Below are 25,307 nucleotides of genomic sequence, written 5' to 3' on the forward strand. Positions count from 1 at the left end.
TCACAAACCTCATTCACTTAAAGTAATCCAGTATCTCAGCATCACTTTTCAAAATGACCAGCTTACTCTCACAGGGCCTCAACATCTCCAGAATTTTCGGCTTCCGTTCATACTCAAAAACAGTATTGTAATTGTAGAGCCTTTTAAGAATCTCTAACGTAGGGTTATAGTTTGCCTTTTCCAGACCTGTTTTCTGCCTGAAATACCTTTTAATGATTCGGCGCCGCCTTGTTGCTATGTCAATATCCAAGAATACAATAACGTCAGCCTTCTGAAAGGAGGGCAAGACCCATTTATGATGAACTCCTTCTACAATCCAGCTGTCCGTGCGAATGATGTCGGCCAGATAGGCGTCCCGTTTTTCTTGAGTCCGCATAACGTCTCCAGTTTCAAGCCTTTCCCGGACAATGTTATCCAACTCGTAGCAGGGAATGTGCCACTGGGCAGAGAGCTTCTTGGCCAGGGTGGTTTTTCCGCTCCCTACCGAACCGATAATATGTATTCTTTTCGGAATTGATCTTTCCACCTTGCCACCTCTTTAAATAAGCCATAACTCTTTATTCAAAGCGTTCCTCGAACAAATTCTTCGAACTTGCTTTCCTCTTCTGAAAAAGGATTGTGATTGCTTTCTTCAAAAACGGTCAATTGTGCACCTGGAATCAAATCGGCAATTTCCTCTCCGAAACGCAAAGGGCATTGTGCGTCGTATTTTCCGGAATAGATATAACTTGGAATCTGAATTTCCTTCAATTGTTCTCTGAGGTCGTAGCTTGGATATTCACTTTTAATGAAATAATCCAAACGCGGACCGACTACCTTGCCGCTGTTCGGTTTTTTCATGGATTCTTTCAACTTGTCTTCGGATCGGTAGGACATCAAAGCCCATTCATATCCGGCCTTTTGTCGAACTTCAAGAGGCGTCGACGGGTCATTCAGTAAGTCCATGATTTCAATAATCCGGGTGTTATGAGGATTCTTCCTGCAATAAATACTGTCTTTATCCTTACCGTATTCGTAACTTGCGGCCGCACCGCCCGCGATTATTTTGGTCAGCGATGCCTGGCTGTTAATGGCGTATTTCAGAGCCAGCATGCCGCCTGTGGAATGTCCGGCAAAAGCCCACTTTTCATATCCGAGTGCTTTTCGGATAGCTTCCAAGTCTTCCACGGATTCATCCATGCTAAATTCGTCTGGTGTGCTTGCGCCAACAGACTGCCCCGCTCCGCGCAGATTAATCAAAAAGACTTGATAATCGGATGTAAATGGCGCTGCCACCGAATTGCCGTTCTGGTTGAATTCACTGTACAGATGGCTAATGGCTAAAGGCGGCCCCTCCCCTTTTTCAAACACTTCAAAGTTTCCTCTATCTGTTTCGACGATGCTTTCCTTCCACATTTTAATCCCTGCTTTCTGAAGACCTTTTATTATCGTTTAAATCAAAGACATCATGCCAAGATTTCAATATTTTCCCATCCATAGGCCACTTCCCTTAACTGTTTGCCGGAGATTTCTCTTGTTTTAGTATCCACTTTTTGCCCGCCGAGCTTTTCATTTCATGGTAAATCTAAAGATTATAAAAAGCTGGAATCAACAAAGCAGCTGCAACACAGACAAGCGCAGCAATTTTACTTTGTTTTTGCAGACGTTTCTCGTCACTTTTCAGATACTCAAAAAAGGTAAAAGTAAAATAAATGCTCACAATAAGCAAAATCGCCGACAAAATCCCCAGCCATTTTCCTGTTTCTAATTCGGACATTGGACACACTCCTTCTTTTTCAGTTTTTCATTCGCTCTGAATCTCCTCCGGCCGTTCACTTATTATTTAGCGTTAAATTATAACTATCCAAAACATACTTTTCGTTGAACCCGACGGATTTGTATAAATTTATTGCCGCTGCATTTTCGCAGGAAACGCATATGGTTACTTCCTCAATACTTGAATAGGAGAAAAGCTTTTTCAACGCATCTTTTAAAAGCATTTTCCCTAACCCTTGCCCCCGCTGATCCTCAGATACAGCAATATACTCAATATTCCCTTCACTATGCTCAGGATTAGCTTCTATGTAAACATAGCCTTTGATCTTTGATTCATCTTCCGCTATCACCAATAAATTATTATGTTCGTCTACTCTATTTAATATGGTATCCGCATTGAAATATGTTTTGGGAAAGGCCCCTTCATGCAGGCCCGCGAAAGAACCGTAATATTTTTCGTCTATTTTTGTCGAAGCAAGGATGGCTTCGTCGGTAAATGTGCTTTTTGTTATATTTAGTACTGTATCCGCGCCTGAATACTGCGCATTGATTTGTGTAACAAACTTTTTCGCACATGCATTTTCTTTATTGATAAAGAAAGAACATGACTCTATCTCTTGAGGAATTTTAAGGAGGGCTTCATTCCATAAGGCTTGTGCTGTATGCAGATTTTCGTCTGTAACAAAGGGTCCCCATACATCTGCTTCTCCATTATCCACATCAAAATCCAAACCAATGGCACCCATAATTTTGGAGTGGTCATAGGCAACGACAAACGACTCCTCTATTTTCAAATCAGAAAAATCGTTCGTTAAAGTATCATATATCTCTTCGTTCTGCTCTCCACAAAATCCGATATGACTTCGATTCTGCGAGTTCATTTCTTCAAGATAAATAGAGAGTTCTTTTAAATCTTTGGGTGAAATAAATTTCACGTCCATCTCAATCGCCTCTTTTTAGTTGGATAATTAATTTCAGCTTAAATAATCACTGGCAACTTTCACCTCAAACAATTTGCTTTCTTTTAGAAATTGTAAGAGTAAATGAAGGTGGCCAGAGCCGTATAAAACAAAAATCCGCTCCTCGCCTGAATCGATTAAATTCACCAGGTTTTTATAAATGAGCATATTGCGGAAATACCAATACTTCGCCGTCCACAATACCCCCACCGGATTGTCATTGCCTCCTGCCAAAGCCATCTTCATATAAAGTTCATGGCCTCTTGCAACCTGCTCTGAATCATTCAGCCACAGCAGAAAATCTTTATACGTATTGTTTTGTAAAGACGCCTCCATTTGAGACATCATGTCCTGCCCGATTTGCTTGGCCGCTTCGTATTGTTCTCCATTTTCTAATCTACTCAAATCCGACATTTCCGGAACATCTTCCTGGTTCTCGTTCCAATCCACTGCATGGACTTGTTCCAGATTGCATTGCTTTGCCAGGCGGTATCCTATTTGATCGCATTCATTTACGCCTAATGTATAGTTTTCATTTATGTAAGAAATATATTCATCATTAAGTATTCCTTCACTTTTTTCTACTACCTCCAAGGCAACTTTGGTGGGCTTGAAATTCTTTAGGCAGTCAATGACTTCCTGAATCTCGCCCTGCCTTTCTTTCGATAGCATATTTTCTTGTTCGGGCCTAAATAAATCACCGTTGTCTTCTCCAGAAAAATGATGGGTTCCAAGAACTAATATAGTGGGTTTGATCATAAACAGCCTCCCTGAAAAATCTATTTTCTTTAGCGGGAATTACGAAAAATGGAGTTTCTGTCCATCTCTTCGATTTCATTACTTCAACATTTTACCAATAATTTAAAAAATTATAAACAGTCTGTATTGAATTGCCTGGGGTGAATACGCGCTTTTCCAAAAATATTTCTCCAAACAAAAAAGGAGAGCAGGTTCGATTTGAACAGCTCCTCCTCTTCCTTCGTATTTGAATTTTAGAAGTTATATGTGCGCAATCACGGTGCCACTAACGTCGTAATCATAAAGTACACAATAATCCCGGAAATAAAAATCAACATGAATTTAACTGTTTTACTCATTTTTATTTCCTCCTATTTTTTCGATTCACTCCGAATCTTAATCCTGTAATGCCTCATGGATTTAGGCACGCCTTTTATCTCCAGCGTTCCGTTATACAGCAACTCCCGAATCCGGTATTCCAAATAGAAGTAATCCACAAACTCATCCCGTTCGGCCACGATTTCCCCGATGAGTTGGGCAGTCAGGATGAAATCTTTGTTTGCCTGTTTTTGATGCCGCTCCTCGAGTTTTTCTATGATGAGTGAGTCGTAATGATCTTCCGGTACCGCTTGGATTTGCCCATTTCTCCAAATGCGCAGCACATCCTTCGTTTCCGAAAGGGCAGTCCATTCTTCATGGAAGGAAATTCTTTTTTCTGCGCTTAGCGGAGGGATCTTTTGTTCATTGCCAAAGAACTGCTTCAAGATTTTTGAATCCAGCATCCCTGTGTGGAAATAAGCGGATCCGCCGTCTGCAGCTATGTATTTTTCATAAAGTTCCGTTGTATTCATCAGGAAAGTCTCATTGGGCTTATCCCGCAACAACCAAAGATAAAAACGCAGACCTGTTTGTTCTTCCGCATTATTGCCAAACCAGATATAGACAGGAACATCAGGCGCTATATCGTCAATCTGGAGCAATGCATTCTTGAATTTACGCTCGAATTCCGAAGCCTCCTCGTCAAAATTAATATTGTCAAACAGCCATTCGCTGCGGAAGTCGAGACCCGCTTGTTCAGGCAGCTTCCACAAGGGACCGATCGAAAAGGCGTCCGGAAAACCTATTACAGTTTTCTGGCGCGCCAGTCCTGCTCGTAACGAACCGGCTGCAGATTCCGAAGTAACAAGATGGAATATGCCCGCCTGATTTTCAGATTTTGTTTTCTGACGGATCCTTTGAATGTGTTCGTTTACTTCACCAGCCACCTTGTCCAAATCACGATGATTCATAAACAGGCTTCTGCCTTCAACCGGTGTTCTTTCAGTATGAATAAACGACGCAAAGTCTTTTGCAGACCCCACATCATAAGTCTCCATATTGCCGCTCTCGATTAAATCCGCGCCCGATACATACTCCTCCGTTTGGATTCGATAAACCAAAACGATATTCTCTTCTATTAGAAAATAAATAAATGGATAATTGACTCTGGTGTTAATGGGAACCCCTCTTTTCTTTTCCATAATATCACCATATACCGTTTTTATGATGAGTGTTTGTTAGGGGAATATCTTGAGAGGAGCCATGGCCGATGTGATGGAAAAGAGAATGGAAGAGCTTTGAACTTCCTGCTTAATATAAAAGCTGTCCTGTTGAACGTTTTCAACAGGACAGCTTTTATAGATCAATAAATATCAGGCTGCAAAAAACGGGGAAGGTTTTAAAATATTGTTAACAGGTCTTCGAAACTGTCCACTGCTTTTTCAAATCCACTCACTTGGCCAAAACCGTATTTCGCATATACGAAAGGGATCCCGGCAAATCTGGCGGCTTTCAAATCACCTTCTGTATCTCCTATATACACCGGTGCAGATAAGTGATTTCTTTTGATGACCAGGTTAATATTTTCCCCTTTTGAAAGCCCGGTTCTCCCCGGATTTTCATAATCCTCTATATACTTCTCCAGATTATGATATTTATAAAATGCTTCTATATAACCGTCCTGGCAATTACTGACGATATACAGTTTATATTTTTTGAAAAGCTCCTTAAAAACCCTGTCTGCATCGCCGTAAAGCCTCCCCCCTTGTTTTTCCAGAGATGCATTCTCTAACTGGGTACATTCTGCGATCAATTTCTGCCGTTGCGCATCATTCATGTCCGGAAAAAGTTGGCGGCTTATCTCATCCATCTGTAAACCCATCGTTTTTTCCAAGTCTTTTCTGCTTAACTCGGCTATTTCATGTTTCTTTAAAATACTGTTCCAGGCAGCGAGAACAGTATCAACCGGATCCCAGATAGTACCATCCAAATCAAAAATGATGCTGTCCAAAAAACCCCTCCTAAACGCGCGTCATCTCTTACTCTTTATCTCTTATTTCCTCTAAAATTTCAATCATCCGGTTATTCTGTACTCCGATCGAGTCCAGTTTCTTTTCAATCGTGCTTGAAGAAATCCAAACTATGCCAACTAGTATAAATCCGATAATGAAGTCCATTCTCCGCCTCCTGGTTCTATCTGTTTAAATAAATATGTAACTATATTCCCCTGCGCATCAGCATCACTGCTCAAACTCGATTTCTCCCTGCACCATTTCCACATCGTCTTTCGCTGCAATAAAATCTTTTACTTCCTGAGCGGATTTTTCGTCCATCCGGAGCGTGGTATTTTTATGCGGATGCAAACTTTGCAGGTAGCCTTCTCCATCTTCCGTTATCCATAAATGGTAAGTTCGATTTTCTTCATTTTCCATCATGAACTCCATTGAGAGTACCGGCCTTGTTGCAATGATATTGCCTTCTTCCAATTCCTCAGCAGAATTGACTGCGTCTACAAAAATATCGAGTCCATTGCTGGCATCCATATATTCTTGTTCAATCAGCTCTTCCGCATCTTCCTTTTCCCAATAATCCATCCGCACATTTTCCGCTTCTTCAATGACGACCGACGAACAGGCCGAACAAAAAAGCAACATCAGAATCGGCGACCATTTAATTACCTGCATTCTAAACACCCCTTTTACGAATAAACTGTCTATTCCAAGTCTACATGAAAAATACCGGAAAATGTAAATTAATAAATAACTTATAAACATGAGTTAATCTGTATGTATAAACGACGCGAAGTCTTCTGCAGACTCCACCGTTTGGATTCGATAAACCAAAACGAAATTGTCTTCTATCTTCAAATAGATGAACGGATAATTGAATTTGGGGTTAATGGGAACCCCTCTTTTCCATATTAGCTTTTTACAATAAGGGGTCGCAGACAATTTAAAAAACGCCCGCAACTGTCCTCAGACAGTTGCGGGCGTTCTATTATCAAACAGAGACGATTTGCTGCTCTTCTGCTACGTGCGGTTGATTGCTCAAAATTTCCAATAGTCTACGGGCTGCACCACTTGGTTGGTTGGTGCCGTGTTCCCACGATTCGATCGTTTTGACAGAGACCCCAATAAGAGCTGCAAATGACTTCTGCGTTAAATTCATCTGCAAACGCAGACTTTTGATGTCTTGTGCAGAAAAAGTGGCCAATTCCTTAATCGCCACGGTCTTGGTTCTGGCTTTTGCTCGGTTGCCCTCCGCATATTCAACAGCTTGGCCTAAACTGGTTTTCAGTTCATCGAAAAATTGATTCTCGTTCATTGTCCATCCATCCTTTCGGAAGTATACAAGCTCTTCAGCTGATCTACGAATTGTTTCAGTATCTTCTTTTGATCTGGCTTCAACGTTTCTTGCTGATTTTTCGCATAAATCAGGAGCAAAATCGTATGGGAGGAAGTCTGAATATCCAAGTAGATAATTCGGTAAGCGCCACTTTTTCCTTGGTTATCACTTTCAGGAGAAAACCGCATCTTCCGGAGTCCGCCCGTACCAGCGATTACCGCACCTTGACTTGGATCCATCAGCAATTGTAGTTCCAACTCACGCTGCTCAGCTGCACCAAGGCCCTGCTGCTTCCACTTTTGATCAAAATTTTCTACGTATACAAATGTCCGTTTCATAGATACCTCTTATAATAATGACTTATGTATTTAGTATACCCTATTCAATAGGGTTATTCAATTAACTGCCAAAACCATTTAAATAAGTTATGAAGAACCACCTTAATATGAATCCTCTTTTATTTTCCATAATATTACCCTATTTTTATATTAATGGTTCCCCGCAAAATAGAAATAGAACGCCCGCAACTGTCCTCAGACAGTTACGAGCGTTCTAATATCGTACAAATAGATTCGAAATGAGATCTACCTTATTTTTTATTGATCACCCGAGCCCCTTCAGGCCCCGCAAGAATCACTTTATCCGTCATGTCGATAAACAGACCGGTTTCCACGACGCCGAGCAAGAGCTTGAGCTCGTTGTGGAGCGCGCGTGGATCTTCGATGGACCCGAAAGCGCAGTCGAGGATGTAATTGCCGTTGTTCGACACGAACACTTCCCCGTCCCGCTCCCGCAGGACCGGTGTGGCACCGAGCGCCGCAATCTTATCCGCCGTGCGCTGCCACGCAAACTGCAGCACCTCGACCGGCAATGGGAAATTGCCGAGGCGGTCGACCATTTTCGATTGGTCGGCGATGATGATGACCTGCTTCGCGTGGGCGTTGACGAGCTTCTCGCGAACGAGTGAACCGCCGCCGCCTTTGGTCAGCTGGAAATTCGGATCGATTTCATCCGCTCCGTCAATCGCCAGATCGAGCATTTCGACTTGGGAGAAATCGGTCAGCGGGATGCCGAACTCCTTCGCCCAGCCTTCGGTCCGCAGTGACGACGGAATGCCTTTGATGTTGAGGCCCTGATCAACAAGTTCACCGAGGCGCTTCAGCAGCCAGTAGACGGTTGTGCCGGAACCAAGCCCGAGCACCATGCCGTCTTCAACATATTCAACTGCCTGTTCAGCAGCTGCTTTTTTGTATAGATCCTGATTTTCTGCCACTGGAAACGCCTCCTTATGCCTGGCTTAAATAGGAAACGACATCTGCCATCGCTTCTTCTGCATCTTCACCGATTGTGCGGATGTTCAATTGGTCGCCGTTGCGTAATTGCAGCGTGATCAGCCCGAGGAAACTTTTCAGGTTGATTTCATATGGCGTGCCGTTGACTGATTTTTTCAGGTAAATCTCCGACTTGTATTTCTGTGTCGCTTTACTGACTTCGACGATGGTCGTCTTATCCGAAATATTGACGGTAATGTCTTTCGATACGCTTTTCTCCATGAAAATTCCTCCTCAATTTTTACAGCTTTTCTTTCAAATCCACTTTGTCTTTGACGGCTCTATTGACCAGATAGGTCGGGTAATAGCCGGATAGCACATCAGCCACATTTTCCGCTGTCTTGCGCTTCAGTTCCGTTTCAGCTTCCACGGAATAAAACGCGGAGTGCGGGTTCAGAATGACATTGTTCATCGCGAGCAGCGGGTTGTCCGCGGCAATCGGCTCGGTTTCCAAAACATCAAGCCCGGCGCCGGCAATTTCTCCTGCCTGCAGCGCTTCGATCAATGCCTGCTCATCGATAATCGGCCCGCGGGCTGTGTTGATGATAAATGCTTCTTTCTTCATCATAGCGAATTCCTTGCGGCTTATCATCCCTTCCGTATGCGCATTTAGCGGCACATGGACAGAAAGATAATCCGAACGTTCGCAAAGTTCGTCGAGCGTCACCAGTTGGACTCCTTGTGCAGCAGCCACTTCCGGTGCCACAAACGGATCGTAGGCGATGACATTCAAATCGAATGCCTTCGCTTTTCTCGCCACCGTCTGCGGGATATTGCCGAAGCCGACAAGTCCGAGCGTTTTGCCTTGAAGACGATAAATCGGCACAGCGACTTTAAAGTCCCAATTGCCATTTTTCACCGCGTCATTCAAGAGCGTCACTTTGCGCGCCAGCGACAGCAATAACGCCATCGCATGGTTGGATACTTCATCGAGGCAATAATCCGTGACATTGCCGACGATGATGCCCTTTTCCGTCGCGGCATCCACATCAATCGTGTTGAAACCGACGCCGTAGCGGGAAATGACTTTGCAGTTATCGAGCTGTTCGATGACGTTGCGCGTGATCGGCGCGTATTGGTTGATCAATGCATCGGCATCTTTGCACGCGGCGATGACATCCTCTTCCGTTTTGCATTGCTCGAAAGTGAGTTTGATGCCGAGTTTATCGAGAACGGCTTCTTCCGGCGCAAATGTGCTGTATTCATAGTCGGTAACGACCACTTTGAATGGGCTCATGGGGTTCTCTCCTTTTAGGTATACAAATAAAAAACTTAAGTACCCGATATTCCGCAAAACAGCTCGCTTGCCTGGGGGCTTGCGCTGAGCTAACTCGGTCTCGTTGCACTTCGCCCGAGTAGATCTCAGCACTTCGCTCGAAACGGAGTTGGAAAGCCAACTCCGTTTCTGTTCCCTTGGGCGTCTTCGCTGTTTTGCTCCATATCTTTAGTGAGTTTTCTTAGCGCCGGCGCGCCTATGGAGCAGGCGAATGCCGACGAAGCAATAAGACGAGTGGTTTTCTCGGCTTATTGCGAGAGCTTTGTCCTAAGCGCCGAAGCGATTTGCAAATGCTAACAACTTAAATAAGTTGTTCTATTTACCACTCAGCAATCGAGCCGTCTTTATGGCGCCATACCGGGTTTTTCCAGTTATGGCCGATTTTCGCCTGTTCGCGGACGAAGTCTTCATTGATGGAAATACCGAGACCTGCGTTTTGCAGCATGTCGACATAGCCGTCTTTGTATTCGAAAACCGTTTTGTCGTTCAGGTAATCCAGCAGATCACTGCCCTGGTTGTAATGAATGCCGAGGCTCTGTTCCTGGATAAAGACGTTATGCGACGTAGCATCGACCTGCAGGCAAGACGCCAGCGCAATCGGGCCAAGCGGGCAATGCGGCGCAACCGCTACATCGTAAGCTTCCGCCATCGCAAAGATTTTCTTGCACTCCGTGATTCCGCCGGCATGCGACAGATCGGGCTGGATGATATCAACATAGCCATCCGACAGGATCTTTTTGAAATCCCATTTGGAGAACATGCGCTCACCCGTTGCGATCGGAATGTTGGTAATATGTGCGATTTCACGCAGCGCTTCATTGTTTTCCGGCAGGACCGGCTCTTCGATGAACATCGGGCGGAATTGCTCGAGTTCTTTGACAAGGATTTTCGCCATCGGTTTATGTACACGGCCGTGGAAATCGATGCCGATGCCGATGTACTTGCCGACCGCTTCGCGAACTGCCGCGATGCGTTCAACCGCCTGATCGACTTTTTCGTATGAATCGATGTATTGCAACTCTTCCGTACCGTTCATTTTCACTGCGCTGAACCCGGCCGCAACCGCCTCTTTTGCTGCAGTGCCGACGTCGTTCGGACGGTCGCCGCCAATCCACGAGTAGACGCGGACTGAATCGCGGACTGCTCCGCCCATCAATTCTGAAATCGGTGCATTGTGGTATTTCCCTTTGATATCCCACAGCGCCTGGTCAATCCCGGCGATGGCACTCATCAAAATCGGGCCTCCACGGTAAAAGCCGGAGCGGTACATCATTTGCCACAAATCTTCGATGCGTCGTGGATCTTTGCCGATCAGGTAATCGCCCAGTTCATGGACGGCGGCTTCCACTGTAGCAGCGCGGCCTTCAACAACCGGTTCTCCCCAGCCGACAATGCCTTCGTCCGTTTCGATTTTCAAAAACAGCCATCTCGGCGGAACGATAAATGTTTCCAGTTTAGTGATTTTCATAAATAAAACCCCTCGTTTCTTTTTAATAATTCGGTATGGTAATCGCAAGTTTTTACAGACTAACGTTACGTCAGCTTAATTGATATAATGCCAAAAAAACGCTTGAATAAGCGTTTTTAGCTTCTTGCATTTTTGATTTTTGCGATGAATTGGCGGGACAGGTCGGTCAACACTTCATAGCGTTCTTCCGCGATTGCTTTGCTGTCGACAAGAGAGCCGCCAGCGCCGACTGCTACGGCACCGTTCTTGATGAACGTTTCAACGTTGTCGAGCGTCACACCGCCCGTTGGCATCATCGGGATGTGGCTTAATGGGCCTTGCAGATCTTTGATATAAGCTTCCCCAAGTGCAGCACCCGGGAAGATTTTCAACAGATCGGCACCTGCAGAATAAGCATTGACGATTTCTGTTGGTGTCATGACGCCCGGAATGGAAATGCGCCCGTAGCGATTGGCCATCTGGATCGTTTCGATATCGAAGCTCGGGCAGAAAATAAAGTCTGAACCGGCATCGATCGCCAGCCTTGCGGATGGGGCATCGAGTACAGTACCCGCGCCGACAAGAACACGGTCCCCGAATTTTTCTTTCAGTTCACGGATCATGCCCAGTGCGTTTGGAGTGTCTAACGTAATTTCAAGGGCACCGGTGCCGCCTTCGACAAGCGCTTCCGCGATGTGGTGAATCTGTGATTGTTTGGGTTTACGGATGACTGCGATGAGCCCCGATTCTTTCAGGCGAATAAGGTTTTCCCATTTTTTCATGGCTGCTTCCTCCTCGGTTTAGCGTTTTACGTCGCGGTTTGCACCGGCCGGTTTCATAAAGCGTTCGACTGCTTCGAATGTCGGCAGCCCTTCAATATCACCGCTGACTCCGACGACCATTGCACCGATGGCATTGGCGCGGCGAACCGTTTGTTCCAATGGTTCTTCACGCAAGAGGCCGCTGATGACGCCTGCGGCAAAACCGTCTCCTGCGCCAACAGGGTCAACAATGCGGTCCACCGGGAATCCCTCGACATAAGCTTGCTGATCTTTTGCATGCAGATAGGCACCTTTGTCACCGAGTTTGATGACGATGATTTTGTCTGTGTCGCCTGCGAGTGCCTGCGCGACTGCTTCGACGTCCGTTTCACCGGTCATCAACTGGCCTTCATCGAGGCCCGGCAGAATAACGTCGGCATTATCGGCGATTTCGTTGAACGTTTTCTTAGCTTGTTCAGCGCTCCACAATTTCAAGCGCAAATTCGGATCGAATACAATTATTGTGCCGTTGCGTTTTGCAATTTCGATTGCTTCCATAACAGTTGCGCGTGCCGAATCGCTGAGCGCCGGCGTGATGCCGCTGATGTGCAGGATGCGCGCGGCGGCGATTGCGCCAGCGTCCAGTTCATCCGGCTGCATGAGACTCGCGGCCGAGCCTTTCCGGTAATAATAGACGTTCATGTCTTCCGGCGATAATTGTTCTTTGAACAGGAGGCCGGTCGGCGCTTCATCTGTCAAAAGACAGGAAGAAACGTCGACGCCTTCTCCGCGGACATTTTTCAATACAAAGCGGCCGAATGGGTCGTTGCCGAGTTTGCTGAACCAAGTGACGGAATGGCCGAGCCTTGTGAGGCCAATGGCCACGTTCGATTCCGCGCCACCGATTTTTTTCGGAAACTGATGGATATATTCTAGCGGCAGCATTTGCTCCGGCTGGAACAGCACCATCGTTTCACCGAATGTAAACACTTCTGATTTTTTCATAGTGACACAACCTTCTTTTTCGTTTTTCCGGGTTTAATTATTCTGGAATAAAGAACATCGTGATAGCCGGAACGAATGTCAGGAACAAGAGCGTGACAATCATCGAGAGCACAAACGGCATCACTGCGCGTGACAATGACTCGATGGAAACGCCCGAAATTCCGGAAGCGACGAATAAGTTGACTCCGACTGGCGGTGTGAAGAAACCGATTGCCAGGTTGACGACCATCAGAATACCGAAATGCACCGGATCGTAACCGATCTGCACGGCAATAGGCAACAGGATTGGTGTCAAAATGATGATGGCGGCAAGTGTATCCATGAACATACCCACGACCAGCAATAACAGCATGATCAAGAGGATGATGACGTATTGATTCGTGGAAATCGACAGCAGGGCGTCAGCAATCTGCACCGGCACCTGTTCGATTGTCAAAAGACGTCCGAAAGCGTTCGCCGTTCCGACGATGATCAGCACAGTCGCTGTCGTCAATGCGGAATCGATGATGACTTTCGGCAAATCACGGAATTTCAATGCGCGATAAAGGACCATCGCGGCAAATAAACCGTAAACTACTGCAATAACTGCTGCTTCTGTCGGCGTGAAAATACCGCCGTAAATACCCCCCAGGATGATGACCGGAATGAGCAACGCCCATTTCGCTTCCCAGAAAGCAATAGCGATTTTCTTCAATGAAGTTTTTTCATCAAGACCTTTATAGCCTTGTTTCTTCGAATAGAAATAAGCCCATGAGATCATCGCGAGTCCGACAAGAACCCCTGGTACGATACCGGCGATGAACAAATCACCGATCGAAACGCTGCCTGTTACCCCGTAGATGACCATTGGGATACTCGGTGGGATGATAACACCGATCGATCCGGCTGCCGCGACGGTTGCGGTGGCGAATTTAATGTCGTAACCTTGACGCACCATGGCTGGAATCATGATTCCGCCGATAGCCGCAACCGTTGCGGGACCAGAGCCGGAAATGGCTGCAAAGAACATACACGTGATGATTGTTGCAATGGCGAAGCCGCCGGTTCTGTTGCCGACAAGCGCATTCGCTACATTAAAAAGACGTTCGGAAATGCCGCCTTTACCCATTATTTCACCGGCAAGGATAAAGAATGGCACTGCCATCAATGGAAAGGAGTCGACCGACGTGATTAATTCTTTCGCGAGGAATTCAACCGGCAAACTGCCGGTATACATAATTGTGAGTAGCGTCGATAAGCCGATTGCGATACCAATTGGCACCGTCAGGATCAGCAAAAGTGCAAAACTGCCAAATAACACTGCAATAGTCATTCTATAAACCTCCTAGATGTTTCATTCCGGGCTTACCCTAGTTTTTCGACTTTCTTATCTTGATTCATTTCATGCTTCAGCGCTTTGATGTGTTTTACCAGGTTTTGGATCAGGCGGATCAATGTCAAGCCCATGCCTACTGGTGTAGCCAGATAGATAAGCCCCATCGGAATCTGGTTGGCCGGAGATTTCTGGCCGAATGAAAGTAATTGCATCGCAATGTCGTAGCCATATCGGATAACGAAAATGGCAAATGCGATAAACAGCAGGTTTGCGATAATTGTCAAAATGATCTTGCCTTTGTTTTTCAATATCAAGAGCATGACATCCACTTTGATGTGACGGTCTTTTTTGACTCCGTAGCTGATGCCGATATAAACGAGCCAGATAAAGCAATAGCGCGCCAGTTCTTCAGTCCAGGACAGGGAGTTGTCGAGCTGTCTCATGACCACTTGCATAAAAATGACCGCTACCATCACCGTGGAAAAAAGAACCAATAACACTTCCTCGATATGCCGGTCTAACCAATGTAGGATTTTCATGTCAGTCTCCTTTATCAATATGTATTTATTTCGTTTTCGGGCTGATTTAGAAAGATTTTTTGTGCAATCTAAATAGCAAGAAAACGGCTTTGAGGAAAGAATCCTCCCCAAAGCCGTTTATTGTATATTACTCTTACTCTGCTTCAGCAGCTTCGATTGCATCGTAAACTTCCTGAACTGTTTCTGCACCGATTTTTTCTGCATACTCGTCAAGCACCGGCTGAATGATTTCAATCATTTCCGCACGTGCTTCCGGAGTCAATTCATTGTAAGTCATACCTTCTTCTTTCAAATCTTCAACGTTTTGAGCAGTCGCTTCACGGTTAAGTTCGCGGTTAAGAGCTCCAGCTTCAACAGCTGCTTCTGTTACGATTGTTTGTTGCTCTTCAGTCAATCCGTCAAAGAAATCTTTGCTCATCAAGAAAACAAATGGGCTGTAGATATGGTTTGTTGCTGAAACGAATTCCTGTACTTCGTAGAATCCTTGCAGGTAGATTGTCGGGATTGGGTTTTCCTGTCCATCAACAGTACCTTGCTGCATTGCTGTAAACAATTCACCGAATGCCATTGGCGTCGGGTTTGCTCCTAGAGCTTTAAAAGCATCAAGGTGCAATTCATTTTCCATCGTACGCAATTTCAATCCAGAGAAATCGCTTGCTGATTCGATAGGGCGTTCGTTGTTCGTGATATCACGGAATCCATTTTCCCAGTAAGCAAGTCCAACCAGGTTCTGTTCTTCAAGCATATCAAGGAATTTATGGCCAACCTCGCCGTCCAATACTTTATCCGCAACTTCTGCGTTAGGGAAAAGGAATGGGAAATCAAATACGCTGTATTCTGGTACAAAGTTAGCGATTGGTGCTGTAGAAGGAATTGTTACTTCCTGTGAACCAAGTTGCAATGCTTCAGTCATTGAGCGGTCATCGCCCAATTGGCTGCTGTGGTAAGTTTCAACTTCAATCGCGCCGTCAGTTCTTTCTTCCACAAGTTTTTTCCATTCCAATAATGCCAAATACTGTGGGTGTGAATCGTTAAGGCCGATACCTGCGCGGATTGTTTTCGTTTCACCAGATCCTTCGCCTTCGTCTCCAGATCCTTCAGTTGCGTCATCGTTGCCGCCTCCGCATGCTGCTAGAACCAATACCATCATTGCTAATACGAATAAAGATAATAATTTTTTCATGTCAGTCTCCCCTTTTTTAGTGTTTTTTTATTTTGTGGAGCTTGTGTAACGTTCTATATGGTGGAGCTTGTGTAACCGACTTTATTTTTTGACGACTTCGTGGCCGCCGAATTCATTGCGAAGCGCCGCTACGACTTTACCGGTAAAGGTATCGTCTTCCTGCGAACGGTAACGCATCAAGAGTGACATCGTGATGACCGGAGCCGGAACCTGCAGATCAAGCGCAGTTTCAACGGTCCATTTCCCTTCACCTGAAGAGTTCATGACGCCGCGGATTTCTTCCAGTTTCGGATCTTTCGAAAATGCGTTCTCGACCAATTCCATCAGCCATGAGCGGATGACGGAACCATTGTTCCAGACTTTCGCCACGCCTTCCAGGTCATAATCGTATTGGCTCTTCTCAAGAATATCGAAGCCTTCAGCCATTGCCTGCATCATGCCGTATTCGATGCCGTTGTGAATCATCTTAAGGAAATGTCCACTGCCGAGTTCGCCGGTATAGAAATAACCGTTTTCGACAGACACACTTTTGATGACGGGTTCGATGATCTTGAATGCTTCCGGATCGCCGCCGATCATCGTACAGATTCCTTCACGCGCACCGGAAACTCCGCCGCTCGTTCCGCAATCCATAAAGTGGATGCCGTTTTCTTTCAGGCTTTCACCCAGTCTCACCGATTCTTTGTAATTGGAGTTGCCTCCGTCGATGATGATGTCGCCTGCGTCAAGAAGCGGTTTCAATGTCGCGATGACACTTTCCGTAATCTCGCCGTGTGGCACCAGCATGAAAAGAACGCGGGGTTTTTCCAGTTGTTGAACAACTTCTTCCAATGTATAAGCGCCAATCGCGCCATCAGCAGCGATTTTATCAACTTGTTCGCGGTTTGCGTCGGTTGCGACGACTTCGTGGCCATTGTCCATCAAGTTCAATGCCAGGTTATAGCCCATTTTGCCGACGCCAATCATAGCTAACTTCATAAGATGTAACCCCTTTCTTTTTACTTCAAAAAACATTTTGGCGCTTTTCAAACTGTAAAGTATGCAATAGCCGAATTCAAGAAGTTTTTTATTGTTTTTTTGCTGTTTCGGTGAATTTATCTTCCGAGCCAGCCTCCGTCAACCGGAATGGTGATGCCGTGCAGATAATCCGATGCGGCGGAAGCGAGGAATACTGCCGCTCCCTGCATGTCTTCCGGTTTGCCCCAGCGACCTGCCGGAATGCGTTCCAGAATCTGGCGGTTGCGTGTTTCGTCCGCCAGCAATGCTGTATTCATCTCCGTGTCCATATAACCCGGGGCGATCGCATTAACGTTGACGCCGCGGTGCGCCCATTCATTCGCCAGGGATTTCGTGAACTGAATCACGGCCCCTTTGCTCGCCGCGTAAGCGGGTACACGCATGCCGCCTTGGTAGGACAGCAGCGAAGCCAGATTAATAATCTTTCCGCTGCCATTGGCCAGCATATGCGCACCGAAGGTCTGGCACATAAAGAACGCGGCATTCGCATTAACATCCATCACAAAATCCCAATCTTCTTTCGGAAAGTCCGTCGAATCGTGCCGTTTCTGCACGCCGGCGTTATTCACGAGGATATCGATGCTTCCCGTCAAATCGGTGCAGCGCTCCAGCAATTCGCCGTATTGCTTGAAATTCAGCAAATCGAATTCGACTTTCGCCGCTTTCACGCCAAGCTTCCGAATTTCTTCGAGCACTTCTTCATCAATATTTCTGGCAACGACGACGATATTCGCACCCGCTCTCGCAAGCCCGAGAGAAATTTCTTTCCCCAGCCCCCGGTTGCCACCGGTGATGACCGCGGTTTTTCCTGTCAGATCAAAAAGTGCTTGAGTGATGTTGAAAACCCCGCTTTCTATCCTGTTTTATTGCAAAATATTCTTCGGAAATAAATTCCGTTGTTATTCAGTTATAAAAGATCCGGTATTGCTTTATGTAAGGTTTTTTTCTGCTAATAAAGAAGAATGTAAACCCTTCCATAAATTCATTATAAACGGTACGGAAATAATTTCAACTATTATTTTAAATTATCGAAAAATGTTTTATTTTGTTTTATGACAGTTTACGGAATTTAGTTCCATCGGATTGCTTCTAATAGGAAGAAATGTGTATTTCTAATGGAGAAGTTCATGACTTTAACCTTTACGCACCTGATAATTACCCATTTTTAGACTAAGTAAAAAAAGCAGCTAGCTCCTCGCGAACGAAAAGCTTGCCACTTCCATATCAATTCAACTCATTTTCACCCGCAGCCAGCCGCGGACGCCGTTGATGAACCAGATGGCATCAGAGTCGCCAAGCTCATCTTTCAGGATGATTCTCTCTTTTATTGTCCCTGCATCGAGAAGCTGCTGGCGGAAAGTGCCCGGCAGCAAACCACAGCTCACCGGTGGCGTATAGAATTCACCGGCGCGTTCCACAACAAGGTTGCCGATTGCAAATTCCGTGAGCTCGCCGTTTTCATTCCATAACAGAACGGAAAATATTTCCGGCGGAATTTTTTCGGTGGCCTTGTCATAAACCTGTCGGTGCGTCGTTTTGTGATACAGGAATGCATCAGCGCTGTCGACCGGCGACGCGGCAAGTGCACATGCAACAGGCTGTGCAACCGCTGCTGTTTCCTGCGCTTCGAGAGTGATCGCTCCGCCGCGGTCCAGCAGCAGACGCACTTTGTAAATGCCTTCCGGAAATTCAGCCGCAAGTCCGGCAAGCTGCGCTGACACTTCGGCTGTATTTGCAGGAAACTGAAAGTAAGCAGCGGAATCCTTCAGGCGCTTCAGGTGATAACTCAATAAGGGATAGCTGCCGTTTTCCAGTTTCAGCGATTCGAGCAGCTGAAATTCCGGGCGGCGTGCGGTCAGCACTTCGGCTTTCGTCTGCAGCTCCTGGAATTCGCCTTCCGAAGTTGAGTCCCAAGTCACACCACCGCCGACACCGTAGCGCGCCTTGCCTTCTTTCTTGTCGATCATGACCGTCCGGATCGGTACGTTGAATACCGCATTATTGTGCGGTGTGATGTAACCGATGGCGCCGCAATAAACTTCGCGCGGTGTCGCTTCCAGCTGCGCAATCGTATGCATCGTACTGATTTTCGGTGCCCCCGTAATCGACCCGCACGGGAATAAAGCCTTGAACCAGTCGGAAATAGTCAGATCCGGCGCAAGTTCCGCTTCTATGGTTGAAGTCATCTGATGAACGGTCGGATACGTTTCCACTTCGAACAGCTTGTCGACTTTCACTGTGCCTTTATTGGCCAGACGGCTCATATCGTTCCGCAGGAGATCAACAATCATCAGGTTTTCCGCCCGTTCTTTGTCAGAAGCGAGCAATGCGGCAATTTGCGTCTTATCTTCTGCGAGCGTATGGCCTCTCGCCGCTGTGCCTTTCATCGGCTTGGTGGTCAGCCGCCCGTCGTCGACACGGAAAAATAGTTCGGGCGAAGCCGACAGGATGCTGTGATCTCCAATGTTCAGGTAGGCGCCGTAGTCGGCCTGCTGATTGCGCGCAAGCTGGCGGTAAAATGAAAAATCAGCCCCGCTGAAATCGGCGTGCAGCCGCTCCGTGTAATTGACCTGATACGTATATCCTTCTTCGATGGCCTGCTTGATCTGCTGGATGCCCGATTGATAAGCTTCCGGCGACCCCGCCATTTGCCAATCGCCCACCGCATATTCTTCAGCTATCGGCACCTCTTCAACAGGAATGTTCGGTTCTTCGTATATCCCGAACCATATTAATGGAAGAACTCCGATTTCACGGGTTTCCATTTCCGGCTGAAAAGCTGGCGCTGCTTCATAAGAAACGAAGCCGGCAGCGTAATAGCCCCGGTCCACAGCCTCCTCAACTTTTTTCATGATCAGCGGAACTTCTCCGATGTCATGGGTTTGCAAAACCTCAATTGGATCTATAAATTCGAGCGGTTCGATTTCGCCTCGCTGATTGCGAAATTCAAAAAGAAGATAGGGTTTTTCCATCCACCGCCGCTCCTTTCTTAGCTGCCTGCCAAGCTTTCGCCTGCTCGAAGGCATTTTTCAGCATTTGAAATCCATCCAGCGTCAAAATGGACTCTGGATGAAATTGAATTCCGCTGATCGGCAATTCCCTGTGGCGCACCGCCATCACCGCTCCGTCGCTTGTGCGGGCTGTAATTTCGAGACATTCCGGCACGGAAGAAACCTCAGCTGTTAACGAGTGATAGCGGGTAACTTGTGTCGGACAAGGAATGTCTACGAACAACCCTCTCCTATCGTGAGACATTTCGAAAACCTTGCCGTGCACGGGCTCGCTGCCTTTAATGACGGTGCCGCCGAAATATTCGACAATCGCCTGATGGCCGAGGCAGACGCCAAGAATCGGTATCTTGCTGCTCAGCTGTTCCAGCACTTCGCGGCTTGCGCCTTGCTTCGCCGGCCGGCCGGGACCAGGTGACAGGACAATTAAATCCGGCGACAGCCTGCCGATTTCTGCTGCGGTAATTTCTGCATTTTGAAACACCAGCACTTCATTGTCCAGCTGTTCAAAATAATGAACGAGATTATATGTGAATGAGTCATGGTTATCGATGATTAAGATCATGGAACACACCTCTTTAGTAAGTATGTCAGGCTGTTCTATTATACGTGTTCTGGGGGATAAATGAAAAGCAGTCGACTACTTACTTTTAATCGCTGAAGGAGGAATGTCGCCTGCGCCTTTATCGGCGATTTTTCATGGTTTATCAGCGGTTTTTTGTCGTTTATCAGCGATTTCCGACGGTTTATCAGCGATTTTTCCCCGTTTATCAGCGATTCTCCAAAAAAAACAGCGATTGTAAAGTTTTTGTTCGGACATCATCAAATCTTAAATCCAGGATTTCCCTTCATTCCCTGCCACAGATCCGTTTGCTCAATCTGACGGGCGAGTTGCAGCAGCAGATGCTCCTGCCCTTTTCCGGCCATTACCTGTACGCCGAGCGGTAAGCCGTTTTCCGTGATGTGCACAGGCAACGACATCGCTGGCTGTCCGGTCAAATTGGCGAGCTGCGTATACGGCGTATAGGTGAGGCTCGGCAAGAACATGTCATAGATGAGTTCCTGCTGTGCCGCCATCGTCTCTGCACGCTGCCAATTGCTAAGCAAATTGCTGCGTGATTCCGGGCTATGCGTCAGCTCGCCGACTTTAGGCGCAGCGAAAGCTGTCGCCGGTGTCACGAAAAAATCATAGTTCTCATGAAGCGCCGCCATTTTTGCGGCGGCTGCGTCCCACGAAGCAAGGCTCGCGGAATAGTCAGCCGCGGATACTTGCAATCCCGCCTGGCTCAGCAGCCATGACTCGATTTCCATATCAGCCGCAGTCAATTCGCGTCCGGCCGCTTTTTTCAGATTGCGTGCCAGCAGCGCCATTTCCCCGCTGTTCATGAGGTAATAATCACGCATCAAACCGCCGCCATCAATTCCATTGCCTTTTTCTTCGACTCTGTGCCCCTGCTGCTCCAGCCATTTCACCGTTTTCATTACCGCCAGGCGAGCTTCTTCGGAAACCGGCGTGCCAACAGGTGATTCGATAGAAAAAGCTATTTTCAGTGGCCGGGGAAAATCCCTATCCATTTCTTCGCTATATTTCCCGGGAAATAATGGCGTGTGGAAAGCGGCGGCCGGCTGCACCGTCTGCAATAAATCCAGCATCGCCGAACTATCACGTATCGTCCGAGTTAAGACGAAATCGATGGAGGCACCTTGCCATTGGCGTCCCGCACCGGGCCCCACCGGCATACGGCCGCGCGTTGGCTTTAAACCGAACAAGCCGGTGAACGACGCCGGAATCCGGATGGAGCCGCCTCCATCACTGGCACCTGCTAACGGCACAATACCGGAAGCGACTGCGGCTGCCGAGCCGCCGCTTGATCCACCTGGCGAATAATCCGGATTCCACGGATTGCGGCTTGCCCCGTATAGTTCCGGTTCACTGATATTCTTCAGCCCGAATTCCGGCGTATTGGTGTGACCGACAAATGTAAAGCCGGCACCCCGCAGCTTAGCAGTCAAATGTGAATCCTGCGAAGCTTTCATATCTTTCAGCAATGTCGAGCCGGCTGTCAGCTTTTCACCTGCCAATGCCTGTGAAATATTTTTCAGCGCCATCGGCACACCGGAAAATCCGCCGTTCGGAATCGTGTTCAACTCTTTTTGTGCCCGTTCCTTCCGGGTTGCTGTAAAAGCGTTCAGCCCGGGATTGACCTGTTCGAACCGCTGAAAACTCAGATCCAGCAACTCTTCACCGCTCACTTCTTTATCCTTCAATAAAGCTGCCATGCCGACCGCATCCAGCGTCATATATTCCTCCACTTTCATCTTCATACCCCTTCCATAAATAGCGTTTACTTCTATATATAAGCAAAGTATACCATTTCGACTTTTACCCAATGTTCACACCTTTTTCATAAAGTCGGCAAATTCTAAAAAGATAGGCATTGACATTCTCAATGGAGCCCCCTACAATTGATATTGAGAATCATTTTCATTTGGAAAGGATTTCTTACATAATAAAAATTAGAAGGAGCGAAATAATATATGAAAAAGCTTTTATTTTTGGTAATTGCATTAACTGCATTAATCCTTGCTGCATGCGGCGGTCAGGACGAAGCAGGCACGGAAACTAGTACTTCAAACGAGACAAACGAGAGCAAAGAAGTTAACCTGTATACAGCGCGCCATTACGACGTGGACGATGAATTATATGCAAAATTCGAAGAAGAATCAGGCATTAAAGTGAATGTCATCAAAGGCGAAGCCGATGAATTGCTTGAGCGCATCAAGCGCGAAGGCGACGCAACGCAAGCCGATCTATTTTTAACAGCTGACGCTGGACGCCTGCACCGCGCGAAAGCGGATGATTTGCTGCAGCCAGTTTCAAGCGACACTTTGGATGAGCAAGTTCCTGCAAACTTCCAGGACAGCGACCAGATGTGGTATGGCTTGACGAAGCGTGCCCGTGTCATTCTATATAATAAAGAAACTGTCCAACCGGATGAGCTTTCTACTTACGAAGCTCTTACTGAAGAAGAATGGAAAGGCCGAGTGCTGATCCGCAGTTCTGAAAATGTTTACAACCAGTCTCTATTGGCTTCATTCATCGAAATTAATGGTGAAGAAGCAACGAAGGAATGGGCAGCCGGTTTGGTAGCCAATTTCGCACGCGATCCTGAAGGCGGAGACCGTGATCAGGCAAAAGCCATTGCAGCAGGCATTGGCGACGTAGCCATTATGAACACGTATTATTTCGGTCAAATGCTGAATTCCGAAGATCCTGAAGAAGTGAAAGTCGCGGAAAGCCTTGGCGTATTCTTCCCGAACCAGGATACTACCGGCACACACATTAATGTCAGTGGCGCTGGTGTCGTGAAAGCTTCTGATAACCAGGAAAATGCCGTGAAATTGCTTGAGTTCCTGTCTGCTCCTGAAGCTCAGGAAACATTCGCTGCAGCCAATTACGAGTACCCGATCAACCCGAATGTTGAACCGAACGAATTATTGACGTCTTGGGGCGAATTCGAAGAACAGGACATTCCGTTGTCCGTTCTTGGTGATCACAATTCGAAAGCCATTCTGATTTCAAATGAAGTCGGCTGGAAATAAGTAAATGCTAAAGCCCTTGTTGCGACCTTAATTGCAGCAGGGGATTTCTTGCGATTGGAAGGAGGAGGCAGAAACGTGCAGCACAGATTCACAAACATAAATACCTGGACAGTCGGTGCGGTGATTATCATCATTCTGCTGTTCCTCCCGAACCTGACGATTGTAACCGGCCTGTTCACTCCTTCCAACGAAAATTGGGAGCATATGAAGGAATTCGTGCTGTGGGGATTTGTGACAAACTCACTGATTCTGACGGTAGCAACGGCATTCTTCACCATTATGATTGGTTTGAGCCTAGCGTGGCTGATTGCCCAATATGACTTTCCGATGCGCCGTTTCCTGAAATGGGCGTTGATCCTTCCGTTATCCATCCCGCCGTTTATCGGTGCCTATACGTATCACGGCATGCTGAGCTATACGGGCGTTGTTCAAACGACGCTGCGCGATGACTTGGGCATAGCAGTCAATCCGGCCTTTTTCGATATCATGAATTTGCCGGGGGCAATTTTCATCTATACGATGTTCCTGTATCCGTATGTATACTCCATCACTCAAGTTTACCTGTCGCAGCAGTCAGCATCTCTGATCGAAAGTACGCGCATTCTCGGCAAAGGGCCTTGGAAGACTTTTTTCCAGGTCGTACTACCAATTTCGCGGATTTCCATCATTGCCGGAGCCAGTTTGGTCGTTCTAGAGGTACTTAATGACTATGGTGTGGTAAAATATTATGGTGTTCAGACATTTACAACCGCTATATTCCAAACCTGGTTCGGACTGGGTGATATCGAAACGTCGATTAAGCTTGCCGCTTCGCTGATGGGCTTTGTCATTCTGATCCTGATGATTGAGAAGCTCCTCCGGGGCAGACGGCAATACAGCTATTCAACAACGAAGGTTCGCCCCCTCCCCCTGATCAAACTGTCAGGTTGGAAGGCGGCAGCGGCGACAGGTTATGGATTTGGCATCCTGTCCCTCGCCTTCTTTATACCGGTCGCGCAATTAATCGACTGGACCATTTTGACATTCGGCACCATTCCGATGGATGAATTTATGAGCTACGTGAAAAATTCTGTTTTCGTCGCCGGACTCAGCGCCACCTTGATCATCGTCTTCGCGTTAATTGTCGGCAATTTTGCCCGCTTGGTGCGCGGCCGGCTTGGCAAACTCCTGCCGCGGCTGACGGTTCTCGGTTATTCGATTCCCGGAGCTGTCATCGCCGTCGCAGTGGTCACCGCCTTTATTGGCCTCGACCGTTTCCTGGCTCCGATCTATGTATGGGCCGGGTTCAGCACGACGCTGCTCCTGAGTGTCAGCATTGTGTTGCTCATCACAGCGTACATCATCCGATTTTTCGCGATTGGCTATAATTCCATCGAAACGGGCTATGATAAAATTGGCACCGATTTCCGTGATGCTTCCCGCATACTCGGTTTCGGCGTCACGAAAACGTTCTTTAAAGTCGATATGCCCATGATGAAAGGCGCCATTATCAGCGGTTTCATCCTGGTATTCATCGATGTGCTGAAAGAAATCCCGTTGACGCTGATTCTGCGTCCGTTCAATTTTGATACACTTTCCACGAAAGCTTTTCAATACGCAAGTGATGAAAAAATCATGGAAGCTTCCCAGGCTTCCCTGCTGATTATCGGTATTAGTGCCCTGGCCATTGTTTTCTTTTATAAGTTCCTTGAAAGGGAGTTGGATTAG

General features: G+C 46.8%; 27 protein-coding genes. 2 read left to right on the forward strand and 25 right to left on the reverse strand.

Annotated elements, in window-relative coordinates:
- Window positions 1-13: 13 nt before the first annotated feature.
- The 25 genes from DHX103_RS06200 to DHX103_RS06320 all read right to left on the reverse strand — a co-directional run bounded on the left by DHX103_RS06200 (window position 14) and on the right by DHX103_RS06320 (window position 22,316).
- On the reverse strand, window positions 14-526 hold the full coding sequence (locus tag DHX103_RS06200) for an AAA family ATPase (RefSeq protein ID WP_422124407.1): 513 nt from the start codon (window positions 524-526) through the stop codon (window positions 14-16).
- Between the two features lie 35 nt (window positions 527-561).
- Window positions 562-1,395 (reverse strand): alpha/beta fold hydrolase, encoded by an 834-nt coding sequence (locus tag DHX103_RS06205; protein ID WP_422124408.1) that lies wholly within the window; start codon window positions 1,393-1,395, stop codon window positions 562-564.
- A gap of 169 nt (window positions 1,396-1,564) precedes the next feature.
- Window positions 1,565-1,756, reverse strand: a complete 192-nt coding sequence (locus DHX103_RS06210) for a hypothetical protein (RefSeq protein ID WP_422124409.1) — start codon at window positions 1,754-1,756, stop codon at window positions 1,565-1,567.
- A gap of 55 nt (window positions 1,757-1,811) precedes the next feature.
- Window positions 1,812-2,696 carry a GNAT family N-acetyltransferase gene (locus DHX103_RS06215; RefSeq protein ID WP_422124410.1) on the reverse strand — a complete coding sequence of 295 codons (885 nt, stop codon included), beginning with the start codon at window positions 2,694-2,696 and terminating at the stop codon, window positions 1,812-1,814.
- Window positions 2,697-2,729: 33 nt separating this feature from the next.
- Window positions 2,730-3,473: a DUF5694 domain-containing protein gene (locus tag DHX103_RS06220; RefSeq protein ID WP_422124411.1), complete on the reverse strand. Its 744-nt coding sequence runs from the start codon at window positions 3,471-3,473 to the stop codon at window positions 2,730-2,732.
- Window positions 3,474-3,823: 350 nt separating this feature from the next.
- Window positions 3,824-4,891, reverse strand: a complete 1,068-nt coding sequence (locus tag DHX103_RS06225; protein ID WP_422124412.1) for a DUF1835 domain-containing protein — start codon at window positions 4,889-4,891, stop codon at window positions 3,824-3,826.
- A gap of 278 nt (window positions 4,892-5,169) precedes the next feature.
- Window positions 5,170-5,781 (reverse strand): HAD family hydrolase, encoded by a 612-nt coding sequence (locus tag DHX103_RS06230; RefSeq protein ID WP_422124413.1) that lies wholly within the window; start codon window positions 5,779-5,781, stop codon window positions 5,170-5,172.
- Between the two features lie 28 nt (window positions 5,782-5,809).
- On the reverse strand, window positions 5,810-5,947 hold the full coding sequence (locus DHX103_RS06235; protein WP_422124414.1) for a hypothetical protein: 138 nt from the start codon (window positions 5,945-5,947) through the stop codon (window positions 5,810-5,812).
- 63 nt (window positions 5,948-6,010) lie between these two features.
- On the reverse strand, window positions 6,011-6,454 hold the full coding sequence (locus DHX103_RS06240) for a hypothetical protein (protein ID WP_422124415.1): 444 nt from the start codon (window positions 6,452-6,454) through the stop codon (window positions 6,011-6,013).
- Window positions 6,455-6,770: 316 nt separating this feature from the next.
- The gene (nadS, locus tag DHX103_RS06245; RefSeq protein ID WP_101801538.1) at window positions 6,771-7,094 is read right to left on the reverse strand and encodes a NadS family protein; all 324 of its coding nucleotides are present in this window, start codon (window positions 7,092-7,094) and stop codon (window positions 6,771-6,773) included.
- Window positions 7,091-7,453, reverse strand: a complete 363-nt coding sequence (locus DHX103_RS06250; protein WP_101801539.1) for a hypothetical protein — start codon at window positions 7,451-7,453, stop codon at window positions 7,091-7,093. The genes nadS and DHX103_RS06250 overlap by 4 nt, the downstream gene beginning before the upstream one ends.
- Window positions 7,454-7,704: 251 nt before the next feature.
- Entirely contained in the window at window positions 7,705-8,388 is a 684-nt protein-coding gene (gene rpiA, locus DHX103_RS06255; RefSeq protein WP_422124416.1) for a ribose-5-phosphate isomerase RpiA, read from the reverse strand.
- Between the two features lie 13 nt (window positions 8,389-8,401).
- Window positions 8,402-8,668 carry an HPr family phosphocarrier protein gene (locus DHX103_RS06260; protein WP_144838376.1) on the reverse strand — a complete coding sequence of 89 codons (267 nt, stop codon included), beginning with the start codon at window positions 8,666-8,668 and terminating at the stop codon, window positions 8,402-8,404.
- Window positions 8,669-8,687: 19 nt separating this feature from the next.
- Window positions 8,688-9,683 carry a C-terminal binding protein gene (locus DHX103_RS06265; RefSeq protein WP_422124417.1) on the reverse strand — a complete coding sequence of 332 codons (996 nt, stop codon included), beginning with the start codon at window positions 9,681-9,683 and terminating at the stop codon, window positions 8,688-8,690.
- Between the two features lie 358 nt (window positions 9,684-10,041).
- Window positions 10,042-11,190 (reverse strand): galactonate dehydratase, encoded by a 1,149-nt coding sequence (gene dgoD / locus DHX103_RS06270; protein WP_422124418.1) that lies wholly within the window; start codon window positions 11,188-11,190, stop codon window positions 10,042-10,044.
- A gap of 116 nt (window positions 11,191-11,306) precedes the next feature.
- The gene (locus tag DHX103_RS06275; protein ID WP_422124419.1) at window positions 11,307-11,951 is read right to left on the reverse strand and encodes a bifunctional 4-hydroxy-2-oxoglutarate aldolase/2-dehydro-3-deoxy-phosphogluconate aldolase; all 645 of its coding nucleotides are present in this window, start codon (window positions 11,949-11,951) and stop codon (window positions 11,307-11,309) included.
- Window positions 11,952-11,969: 18 nt separating this feature from the next.
- On the reverse strand, window positions 11,970-12,935 hold the full coding sequence (locus DHX103_RS06280; RefSeq protein ID WP_422124420.1) for a sugar kinase: 966 nt from the start codon (window positions 12,933-12,935) through the stop codon (window positions 11,970-11,972).
- A 37-nt stretch (window positions 12,936-12,972) separates the two neighbouring features.
- Window positions 12,973-14,247: a TRAP transporter large permease gene (locus tag DHX103_RS06285; RefSeq protein WP_422124421.1), complete on the reverse strand. Its 1,275-nt coding sequence runs from the start codon at window positions 14,245-14,247 to the stop codon at window positions 12,973-12,975.
- A 32-nt stretch (window positions 14,248-14,279) separates the two neighbouring features.
- Window positions 14,280-14,789 (reverse strand): TRAP transporter small permease, encoded by a 510-nt coding sequence (locus tag DHX103_RS06290; protein ID WP_422124422.1) that lies wholly within the window; start codon window positions 14,787-14,789, stop codon window positions 14,280-14,282.
- Window positions 14,790-14,922: 133 nt separating this feature from the next.
- On the reverse strand, window positions 14,923-15,972 hold the full coding sequence (locus tag DHX103_RS06295; RefSeq protein WP_422124423.1) for a TRAP transporter substrate-binding protein: 1,050 nt from the start codon (window positions 15,970-15,972) through the stop codon (window positions 14,923-14,925).
- Between the two features lie 81 nt (window positions 15,973-16,053).
- Window positions 16,054-16,950: a phosphogluconate dehydrogenase (NAD(+)-dependent, decarboxylating) gene (gene gnd, locus DHX103_RS06300; RefSeq protein ID WP_422124424.1), complete on the reverse strand. Its 897-nt coding sequence runs from the start codon at window positions 16,948-16,950 to the stop codon at window positions 16,054-16,056.
- 116 nt (window positions 16,951-17,066) lie between these two features.
- Entirely contained in the window at window positions 17,067-17,825 is a 759-nt protein-coding gene (gene kduD, locus DHX103_RS06305) for a 2-dehydro-3-deoxy-D-gluconate 5-dehydrogenase KduD (protein WP_422124732.1), read from the reverse strand.
- 393 nt (window positions 17,826-18,218) lie between these two features.
- The gene (gene pabB, locus DHX103_RS06310) at window positions 18,219-19,961 is read right to left on the reverse strand and encodes an aminodeoxychorismate synthase component I (protein WP_422124425.1); all 1,743 of its coding nucleotides are present in this window, start codon (window positions 19,959-19,961) and stop codon (window positions 18,219-18,221) included.
- Complete coding sequence (locus DHX103_RS06315; protein ID WP_422124426.1) at window positions 19,936-20,562, reverse strand: anthranilate synthase component II; 627 nt, start codon at window positions 20,560-20,562, stop codon at window positions 19,936-19,938. Before DHX103_RS06315 ends, pabB begins: the two co-directional genes overlap by 26 nt.
- A 257-nt stretch (window positions 20,563-20,819) precedes the next feature.
- The gene (locus tag DHX103_RS06320) at window positions 20,820-22,316 is read right to left on the reverse strand and encodes an amidase family protein (RefSeq protein ID WP_422124427.1); all 1,497 of its coding nucleotides are present in this window, start codon (window positions 22,314-22,316) and stop codon (window positions 20,820-20,822) included.
- Window positions 22,317-22,535: 219 nt separating this feature from the next.
- Between DHX103_RS06320 and DHX103_RS06325 the strand changes: the two genes are divergently transcribed.
- Both DHX103_RS06325 and DHX103_RS06330 read left to right on the forward strand, forming a co-directional pair.
- Window positions 22,536-23,600 carry an extracellular solute-binding protein gene (locus DHX103_RS06325; RefSeq protein WP_422124428.1) on the forward strand — a complete coding sequence of 355 codons (1,065 nt, stop codon included), beginning with the start codon at window positions 22,536-22,538 and terminating at the stop codon, window positions 23,598-23,600.
- A gap of 75 nt (window positions 23,601-23,675) precedes the next feature.
- Entirely contained in the window at window positions 23,676-25,307 is a 1,632-nt protein-coding gene (locus tag DHX103_RS06330; RefSeq protein ID WP_422124429.1) for an ABC transporter permease, read from the forward strand.

The organism is Planococcus daihaiensis (assembly GCF_049262615.1).
GTDB lineage: Bacteria > Bacillota > Bacilli > Bacillales_A > Planococcaceae > Planococcus.